This is a genomic window from Paenibacillus sp. D9 (genome assembly GCF_001188365.1).
Lineage (GTDB): Bacteria > Bacillota > Bacilli > Paenibacillales > Paenibacillaceae > Paenibacillus_O > Paenibacillus_O humicus.
In genome coordinates, this window is record NZ_JZEJ01000001.1 from 697693 (window position 1) to 706740 (window position 9048).

The window sequence follows — 9048 nt, forward strand, 5'->3', positions numbered from 1 at the left end:
CAGGGACTTCGCCCGCCGCCCAGCCGGCGGCCAACGCGGCAGGGACTTCGTCCGCCGCCCAGCCGGCGGCCAACGGGGCAGGGACGCCGTCCGCCGCGGAGCCGACGGCAAATGCGGCAGCGACGCCGTCCGCGGCCCAGCCGACGGCCGACGCGGCAGCGAAGCCGTCCACCGCCGCTGAGCCGTCCGCCAATGCGGCAGAAACGCCGGCTGCCGGCCAGCCGCGTTATTATGCGGACGGGACGCTCTTCGCCAAGCTTCCGTACCCGCAGGAGCTGCGGCTTCAGGGCATTTACGCTTCCCAGGCATCCTATTTCAATCTCGGCACCCGCTGGTCGGTGCAGCAGTCCGTGCTCCACCTCGATATCCGGGCAAGCCGCAAAGCCTCGCTCAGCTCCCTGACCGTCGAAATCAACGGCAAGCCGGTTCATTCGGCCGCTCTGAGCGGTTACGGCGAGACCGGCAAAAGGCTCGATGTAGCCGTTCCGGCCGATGCCTGGCGTTCCGGCAGCAATGAGATCCGCTTATGGCTCGGCAATAAGGAATTCGGAGAAATCGGATTTTGTGTCGACGAGCGGGACAAGGACAACTGGCTGACCGTCCAGAAAAGCTCCTGGCTGGAGATCGGCTACCGCACCGAGCTGCCCTCCCTCGAGCTGTCGCAATTCCCTTATCCGTTTCTGAAAGATGCAGGCGACACATCGGGCACCGGCACCTCCATCGTCCTTCCCGACCAGCCGGACGAAGCGGAGACGGCGGCCGCCCTTCAAGCCGCCGCTTCCTTGGGCTCCTATGCGCCGGACGGCCTCGTCGGACTTCATATGGACAAGCATGCGGCAATCGTTGCCGGAGACCATCGGAACGATCATCTCATCTACGTAGGCCGGTTGTCCGGAATGCCCGAGGAAATCCGTTCCGCGGCGCCGCAGGAGGCGGTATCCCGCATCGGGGAAGGGCCGGTGCTGTTCCGGACGGTATCGCCCTACAATCCGAACCGCATCCTGATGGTCATCGCCAGCGGAGACGATTCCTCCGTTCTCGACACGGCGGCCCGGCTGCTGCAGAACAAGGACATGACCTCGCAGCTGAGCGACTCGTCCGCGCTCATACCGGCCGGCACGGACATCAATCTGGCCTCCGGCCGTTTGACCGGCGATACATGGACGCTGGAGCAGCTCGGCTACGACAACGGGCTGGAAGTAAGAGGGCCGCTGCGCCAGCAGACGACATTCGACATCAAGCTTCCATCCAACAAGCTCGTCGTTCCGGGAGCCAAAGCGAAGTTCCAGCTCCGGTATGCCCGGAACCTGAATTTCGGCCAGTCCCTCGCGACGCTGTATGTGAACGGAATTCCGGCCGGCAGCAAAAAGCTGGATGCCTCCAAGGCGGACAGCGATGTGTGGGAAGTCAACATTCCGAGCCGCGCGGCCAAGCTGTCGTATCTGGAGTTCTCGGTTGCGTTCGACCTGCAGATGAACGATTTGAGCTGCGCGCCGACGGGAGAGCAGACTCCGTGGGCCTATGTCGATCCGTCCTCCTCCGTCAGCCTCCCGGCCAAGGATGAGCGCTCGATGCTTCTGGATTATTATCCTTGGCCCTTCATCAAGAACGGCAAGTGGAACGACGCGGCTTTCGCGCTTCCTTCCGATCCGGACGGAGACGACTACTCGCTTCTGGCTGGAGCCGCTTCTTATCTGGGCCGTTCCCTCACCGACAACAGCGCTTCCCTGAAGGTGCTGTCCGAAGGAAAGTGGAATCCAACCCGCGACAAGGGCGTCAATGTCATCGCGGCCGGCACGCCTGCCAGCCTCCCGGCGCTCAAAGCGTTGAACGGAAGCTTATGGTTCCGCTATGATTCTTCCTTCAGCTATTTCATATCCAATGAAAAACGGAGGCTGCTGCCCGAATTCGCCAAGCAGCTCGTTTCTTTGCAGCTAATTCCGTCTCCGGCGGACCCGGAAACGGCCGTGCTGGCCGTCACGGCTCCGGACGAGCGGAATTTGGCGCTCGCAGGCAAGTTTCTCGCACAGGATAAAAATGCCTCCGGCCTGATCGGCAACGCCGTCCTGATCAACCGGTGGGGAGAAGCGACCAATCATGCCTTCAGCGGCGACGACAGCTACAGCCTGAGCGAGAAAGTGAATCTGAGCACCGGACAAGCCCGGCTGTTCACGATTCTGTTCGGCACGGTGCTGCTTCTCCTGATCGCGGGAATCGTCTTCTATCTGCGCAAATACAGAAGGAGGTAGCGCCTGTGTTCCCGATAGGACGCCTCGTGAAGATGCTGCTTGCAGCGGGTCTGGCTGCGGCGGCTTTTGCAGCCGCGGTATGGATGTGGACGTCATCCCAGCCGAAGGAGAAGACGGACTTCCTGAGCCTGAAAGTCAAATCGGCCAACCTGTCGGTCGATTACGATCCGGAACAAGTGCTGGAGGATGCCGGCAGGCTTGGTCTGAACACGGTCAATGTTCCGGTCGTCGTCGAAGTGAGCGATGTGCGCTCGAGCGACATGACGCTGGACGAAGCCAGCCTGAACAAGGCCATCGAGCTCATTCCCCGGCTTCAGAGCCGAGGCATGCGGATCATCGTGGAGCCTTATCCATGGATCAATCGAGGCAGCGAGGTGGAGACCGACTGGAATCCGGATCATCTCGATGCCTTTTTCGAGCAGTGGCGGAGCAGAGTGCTTGTTCCGCTCGCACGCCGGGTTGCCGAGCCTTATCACGCCGATGCGATGATCGCCGGCTCCAATCTCGTGCATCTGGAGCGGTTCGGCGGCGAATGGAGCTCCATGCTCCAGCAGCTGAGAGGCGAGTACAGCGGACTTCTGACGTATAAAACCAATTGGTGGTATACGGCTGCCTGGGACAAGGCCAGCACGGCCGCTTACGAAGCCAAGCGGGACAACCCTCTCTGGGCGGATACCGACTTCATTACGGTCGCGGCCTATTTCGAGCTGTCCGAGCGTCGGGTCAATACGGCCGGACAGCTGCTGTCGGCATTGAGCTCCACCGAAGTGAACGGCCGCGGCCAGGATGTCGTGAGCGAAGTCATGGCATTGTCGGGCAAATGGGGCAAGCCGGTCTACTTCGGCGAGCTCGGGTTTCCAGCCCGCGAATATGCGGCGAAAGAGCCCTGGAATCCATCCCCTTCGGACGTGGAGGACGGAGGCGAGCAGGCAAGGCTGTTCCAGGCTTACCGGGAAGCCTTCTCCGGCAAGCCTGGGTTCATGGGCTTCTCGGTATTCGCAATCGGCGAGAAAAGCAAGGACAAGCATTATTATCCTTCGGACGATAGCGCGAAAGTGATCCGAGCCTGGTAAGGCTCGCCAACGTCCTGGCTTGGCCGATGCATACCTTAAGCCTTTTGACAAGTTATATTTGTTACTATTTTTGAGGGGAACGGCTTCGGTATAATGGAAGCATTGAAAGGAGCGCTTACACCATGCCTATTCAAATCATCACAGACAGCGGTTCTGATCTCCCGACCGACTTCATTGCAGCCCATTCCATTACCATCGTTCATCTTCCCGTCTCGTTCCAGGACGAGCTTATGCCGGATGACACGGATGCCGCAAGCTTTTATGCCCGCATGCGGGCATGCCCGGAGCTTCCGCGGACCGCAAGCCCAAGCCCGAACACGTTTCTGGAAGCATATAAGGCCGTAGAACCCGGCCGCGACATTCTGGTCGTCAGCATGTCCTCGAACATCAGCAGCACCTATCAGTCCGCCTTGATCGCCAAGGGGCTGTACGAGGACGAGGGCCTGCCGAACCGGATTGAAATCATCGACTCCAAAACCTTTTCCGGCGGCCTGTCCCTGGTGGTGTCCCAGGCGGCCGAATGGGCCCGCACCTGCTCCAGCCTCGACGAGCTCAAGGACAAGGTCAGCAGGCTTGCGCTTGAGACAAGCGCTTTCTTCACGCTCGACAGCCTCGAGAACGTCATCAAGGGCGGAAGGCTGAGCAGGCTTGCCGGCGGCGTGGCGTCGGTGCTCAACATCAAGCTGCTGCTCAAAATCAATGAAGAAGGCGTCGTCGAGGTCGAAGAGAAGACGCGCGGCTTCCGCAAAGCGCTGAACTCTTTGCTCGCAAGGCTCGAAGACAAGCAGCACGACTACGAGAACGGTTTTGTCGCGATCGTCCACAGCAACTGCGAAGTGCTCGCTCTCGAATTCAAGGATCGGGTGCTGGAGAAGCATCCGTTCAAGAAGGTGCTGTTCTCCAGCATGGGACCTGTCATGGGTACTTATGCCGGCGAAGGGGGCATCGGCGTCGCGTTCTGAGGTCAGCCTGCAGAGGGAAATGAAGGGGGGCGGCCGCCGCTCCCTTTTTTGGCTTGGAAGGGCTTGATCGGCCGCAGCGGACAGAAGAAAGGAGGCGTGCAGGACATGCTGGCCAAACAGCGCTACATCAAAATGGAGCGGGTTTTGAACGGCTCCGGGATGGACACCGTCGTTCTCGAGCTGGACTTGCTGCTGGACGGGGAAACGATAATCGCCGAAGGCAGAAGCTTCCCCTTGAAGGACGTATACGACATCTCGTATCGGATCGTCGGCGGACAGCTCGGCATCCTGTATCTGCATACGAGCTCCGGAGTCTATCCGTTCAACGTGGAAGAGGATCCGGCCGCCTTCATCCTTGCTTTCAAGAGAACGGCTTCGCGGCGTTAAGGCAGGCCGCCTAGTCGGCTGCGAAACGGCTTCAAGGCCGAGTCCGCCGACCGCGGCATATCCGCCGGATGCCTTCATGCGGAGCTTTCCGCCGTCTCTGCCGGCCGGAGGACCTGCCGGAAGCATGTGGACCTTGCCCTGCCGTCATGATCAAGGTATCCAAGCAGCCGAGCGGCTTGTTCACGCTAGCCTTCCTTTCCGACGAGCAGCAGGCCCTTTCACGGCCTGCAGAGACTATTTGGAGCATCGGGCGCTTCGCGGCGGAGACCGGCAGCAGGCAGCAGGCCAAAGCGTCAAGCGGACGGAAAGCAGACTGGCCTGGCCCGCGAATGATTTTCTTTCAGTCTGCAGTCAGCAAGATCCCGCTTGTCCCGGGCAAAGGGAGGAGCGGGATCTTCTTTTATTTCTCCAGTTCGATATATTCTCTCGCCAGCTTCCACTGTCCGTCTTCCAGCCTCCATACGAACATGAACAGCGCCGGATGCGGAGTGCCCTCCACCAGATTGATCTCCCTGCCGAGGACGAGAACTTCCTCGCCTTCCCTGCGCTCCTGGACATCCGAGATTTCGTAGCTCTTCGAAGCTTCCCCGTATTGGCTGAGCACGCCTTCCAAATCGTAGCCGAACCCGTACTGATCCGGCCGCTCCAGTCCCGAATGCGCCCAATAACCGGCAAAGCCCGGCGACATCATGGCACGGATCGCATCGGCGTTTTTGCTGACGAAACCGTCATTCCAAGCCTGGAAATACTTGTCCATCACGGAATAGATCCCATGCAAGCTTATCCCCTCTTTCATTCCATTATATTCCATGAGTATATCATGGATTTCCCGCCCGCGGCTCGGCTGGCATGCATGGTAGGGAGGATAGTTGCGGATGCCGGCTTCGGCATCTTCTTTTGCGCTGCCGATGGATGGTTTTGGCAATAAAGCGCATACTACGCCTGACGACATGATCAAGGAGGAGCAGACTGTGAAGCGTCAGCTGAGAAAGGAATGGCTGGATGAAGAGGAGGCTCTGTCGCAGGAGGAACTGGAGGCAAGCTTGCTGGAAGTTTGGGCGGTCAATCGATGGCTCGGGGGCAATCCGCCCCTCTTCCGGCATCTGGGCAGGCTGCTGACGGGCTTGAGAGGAAGCGCGTCTCCCGTCCGAGTGCTCGATGTGGCGACAGGCATGGCCGATCAGCCGCTCGCTCTGTGCCGGTGGGCGGAGAAACGGGGCATTCCGCTCGAGGTGACCGGAGTCGAGATCAGTCCATCCATCGCAAAGCTGGCCCGCAAGCGGACAGGAGGGCATGCGTCCATCACCATTCATGAAGGAGATGGACGCCATCTTCCCTATGGCGACGGAGCTTTCGATATTGCGTTCAGCAACCTCGCCCTGCATCATATGAGCGACGAGGATGCCGTCTCGATGCTGCGGGAGATGGATCGCGTGACGAGGAAGGGCTGGATCGTCACGGATTTGGAACGGAGCCGTACGGCATACGGCATCGCGAGGCTGCTCGCCAAGCTGGTGTGGCGAAGTCCGGTGACGCGGCATGACGGTCCGTTGTCCGTCCAGCGGTCGTTCACGGCGGCGGAGGCTCGCAGGCTGCTAGCCGCCGCAGGGCTTGATGCGACGGTCAAGCGCCACTTCCCCTACCGGCTGGCGCTGCTCAGCCGTGTATGACGTGCTCGTGGCGGGAGCCGGCCCTGCCGGAAGCGCGCTTGCTTGGACGCTTGCGAGAGCCGGGCTGAAAACGGCTCTGCTGGAGGCGCGGCGGCATCCCAGAGGCAAGCCCTGCGGAGAGTCGCTGAATCCAGGCGCCGCAGCCGCCTTGGAAAGGCTGGCCGGGAAGCGGCGCTTCGCCGAAGGCGGAGCGGCAGGTCCGGCCCAGACATTCGGTCATCCGCTGCGCGGCTGGCTGCTGCACTGCGGGACCGCGAGCATGGAAGCGGAGTTTCCTGGCGGCGCAGCGGGGTTTAGCTGCCGCCGCGATCAGCTGGACGGCTGGCTGCTGGAGCAGGCGGAGCTTGCCGGCGCCGAAGTGCTGCAGGAGCATCGCGTACGGAGGGCGATGCGCGGCGATGACGGCGGCTGCCTCGTGGAGGGGGAGGCAGGCGGCGGCACCTTCTGCATTCGAGCCCGTTATGTAGCGGGCGCGGACGGCATCCGCTCCGCCGTCGCCCGTTCATCCGGACTTGGAGCTCCGTGGGGGGCGCTGCGCAAAATCGCCATTACGGCGCGAATGAGCGGCATCGAACAGCTTCGCGACAGGGTGGAGCTGCATCTGAATGAAGGCTCGACCCTTGGAATCGCCCCGCTCAAAGGAGATGCCGCCAATGTCACGCTTGTCCTGCCGGCAGGCTCGGCATGGGCGGAGGAAGGCAGGAACAAGAGCGCCGCCATGCTTAGGGAGCTGTCGAGGCGCCCCCGGCTGGAGGGACGCTGCCGTCACGCCGTCCTGGAGGATGAGCCTCTCGCATGCGGCCCGTTCCATCAGCCCATTCCGCAGCCGGCCTCCGGACGCATCGTACTTGTCGGAGATGCGGCCGGTTATTACGATCCGCTTACCGGCCAGGGCATCTATCGGGCGCTTAGGAGCGCCGAGCTGGCCGCGCCGCTGCTGCTGCGGGCGCTCGAAACCGGAGACGAGCGCCAGCTCAGCGTGTATGGACGGCTCTATCGGAAGGAGTTCGCCGCTGCAGCGGCTCTCCAGCGGGTGATCGAATTCGGAGCGGCGCGGCCCCGATTGTTCGAGGCTTCCATCCGGATATTGGGCCGGACGCCCGGAGCCGGGAGCCGGCTCGCTGCATGGATCGGCGATTGCGGCAGCGTTACTTGACTGGATTCGACAGCTAATTCCGAAGGAGGAGTGCAGCGATGCATACGTATAATGAGATTTACATCCAAAGAGCGCCTGACGAGGTGTTCCCTTACGCAAGGGATGTCGATCAGTGGCCGGTTCATTTGCACCACTACCGCTCCGTGTCGTTTCGAACCGGAGCCCCTGATTACGGCATCGTGGAAATGGCCGCATGGAGGCATTTCGGCAGGCTGCGCTGGCCGGTGTGGTGGGTGAGCAGGATGGAATCGAGGGAAGCCGAGAGCCGCATATTGTACCGTCATATCGAAGGGGTGACAAAGGGCATGGACGTGGAATGGAGGCTGGAGCCGAGCGGGGAAGGAACAAAAGCGTCCATCGTGCATGAATGGGATCGTCCGCCGGTAGGCGGTCTGGCCGCAAGAGGAATCATAGGGCCGGCCTTCGTGCAGGTCATCGCGGACCGGACCTTGGCAGGAATCAAATTCGCGGCGGAAGCCGCCGGAATGGGGCATCGTTCATGAGCGACCGCAGGGCAGTCATTACGGGTATCGGATGCGTGACGCCGATCGGCACTGGAGCCGAATCTCTTTGGGAAGGGGTGCGCCGGGGCGAGAGCGCCGTCGGTCCGATCGACCGCTTCGTTCCGGAAGGCTTGAAAAGCCGGATTGCAGCGCAGATCAAGGACTTTCGGGCCGAAGACTATATGGACCGCAAACGGGCGCATCGCACCGACCGGTACTCGCAGCTGTCGATCGCATCCGGCCGGATGGCGCTGCGGCATGCGGGCATCGAGGCCGGAGCGCTGGATCCGGAGCGGACGGGCATCTTCATGGGAAGCGCGCTGGGAGGCATCTCCTATGCCGAGGAGCAGTGCAGCCAGTACATGGCCGGCGGTTACCGGAGCGTGTCTCCGACGCTCGGCTTCTCCGTCTTCGGAGGAGCTTCCTCCTGCAACATGGCGATGGAATTCGGCTTCAACGGTCCGAACGAGACCAACTCGATGAGCTGCGCTTCGGGCGCTGTGGCGATCGGCAGGGCGCTCCAGGCCATCCGCCGCGGCGAAGCCGACGTCATGCTCGCGGGAGGCGCGGAGTCTCCGCTCTCTCCGCTGTCGTTCGGAGCCTTCGATCTGCTGCGCGCGATGTCGACCCGCAACGACGAGCCGGGAAGGGCCAGCCGCCCGTTCGACCGCACGCGGGACGGATTCGTCATGGGGGAAGGGGCGGCTGTGCTCGTCATCGAGGAGGAAGGCCATGCCCGCGCCAGGGGAGCCCGCATTCTGGCGGAGATCAGCGGCTTCGGCGTGACGAACGACGCCCATCACATGAGCGCTCCGCTCCCTTGCGGCACGCAGGCCCAGCGCGCGATGAGGCTGGCGCTGAACGATGCGGACATGCTGCAGGAGGAGGTGGGCTACATCAACGCCCACGGTTCTTCGACGCTGCTCAACGATGTGACCGAATCGAAAGTCATCCGCAGCGTCTTCGGCACCCGTCCGGTGGCGGTCAGCGGCACGAAAGGGCTGTACGGCCATCCGCTTGGAGCGTCGGGAGCGATTGAAGCCGCCAT

General features: G+C 61.8%; 9 protein-coding genes. 8 read left to right on the forward strand and 1 reads right to left on the reverse strand.

Translation table 11 applies throughout. The features are described from left to right. The 4 genes from VE23_RS03265 to VE23_RS03280 form a co-directional block, all read left to right on the forward strand. Positions 1-2249, forward strand: a 2249-nt coding sequence (locus VE23_RS03265) for a cellulose biosynthesis cyclic di-GMP-binding regulatory protein BcsB (protein WP_198156129.1), incomplete at its 5' end; no start/stop codon positions are given. Positions 2250-2254: 5 nt separating this feature from the next. Continuing rightward, positions 2255-3322: a glycoside hydrolase family 113 gene (locus VE23_RS03270; protein WP_049867282.1), complete on the forward strand. Its 1068-nt coding sequence runs from the start codon at positions 2255-2257 to the stop codon at positions 3320-3322. Positions 3323-3444: 122 nt separating this feature from the next. Then, on the forward strand, positions 3445-4284 hold the full coding sequence (locus VE23_RS03275) for a DegV family protein (protein ID WP_048749294.1): 840 nt from the start codon (positions 3445-3447) through the stop codon (positions 4282-4284). A gap of 105 nt (positions 4285-4389) precedes the next feature. Next, positions 4390-4671, forward strand: coding sequence for a hypothetical protein (locus VE23_RS03280; RefSeq protein ID WP_069202549.1), 282 nt, complete (start codon positions 4390-4392; stop codon positions 4669-4671). A gap of 400 nt (positions 4672-5071) precedes the next feature. On the opposite strand, the gene VE23_RS03285 is transcribed toward VE23_RS03280, so the two are convergent. Further along, positions 5072-5449, reverse strand: a complete 378-nt coding sequence (locus VE23_RS03285) for a nuclear transport factor 2 family protein (RefSeq protein ID WP_232313291.1) — start codon at positions 5447-5449, stop codon at positions 5072-5074. 193 nt (positions 5450-5642) lie between these two features. Between VE23_RS03285 and VE23_RS03290 the strand changes: the two genes are divergently transcribed. The 4 genes from VE23_RS03290 to VE23_RS03305 all read left to right on the forward strand — a co-directional run. Continuing rightward, positions 5643-6341: a methyltransferase domain-containing protein gene (locus VE23_RS03290; RefSeq protein ID WP_164763180.1), complete on the forward strand. Its 699-nt coding sequence runs from the start codon at positions 5643-5645 to the stop codon at positions 6339-6341. Then, entirely contained in the window at positions 6334-7497 is a 1164-nt protein-coding gene (locus tag VE23_RS03295) for an NAD(P)/FAD-dependent oxidoreductase (RefSeq protein ID WP_049867283.1), read from the forward strand. The genes VE23_RS03290 and VE23_RS03295 overlap by 8 nt, the downstream gene beginning before the upstream one ends. A 38-nt stretch (positions 7498-7535) precedes the next feature. Continuing rightward, positions 7536-8000: an SRPBCC family protein gene (locus tag VE23_RS03300; RefSeq protein ID WP_049867284.1), complete on the forward strand. Its 465-nt coding sequence runs from the start codon at positions 7536-7538 to the stop codon at positions 7998-8000. Continuing rightward, a partial coding sequence (locus tag VE23_RS03305) for a beta-ketoacyl-[acyl-carrier-protein] synthase family protein (protein WP_198156130.1) occupies positions 7997-9048 on the forward strand: 1052 nt, incomplete at its 3' end. The genes VE23_RS03300 and VE23_RS03305, both read left to right, overlap by 4 nt.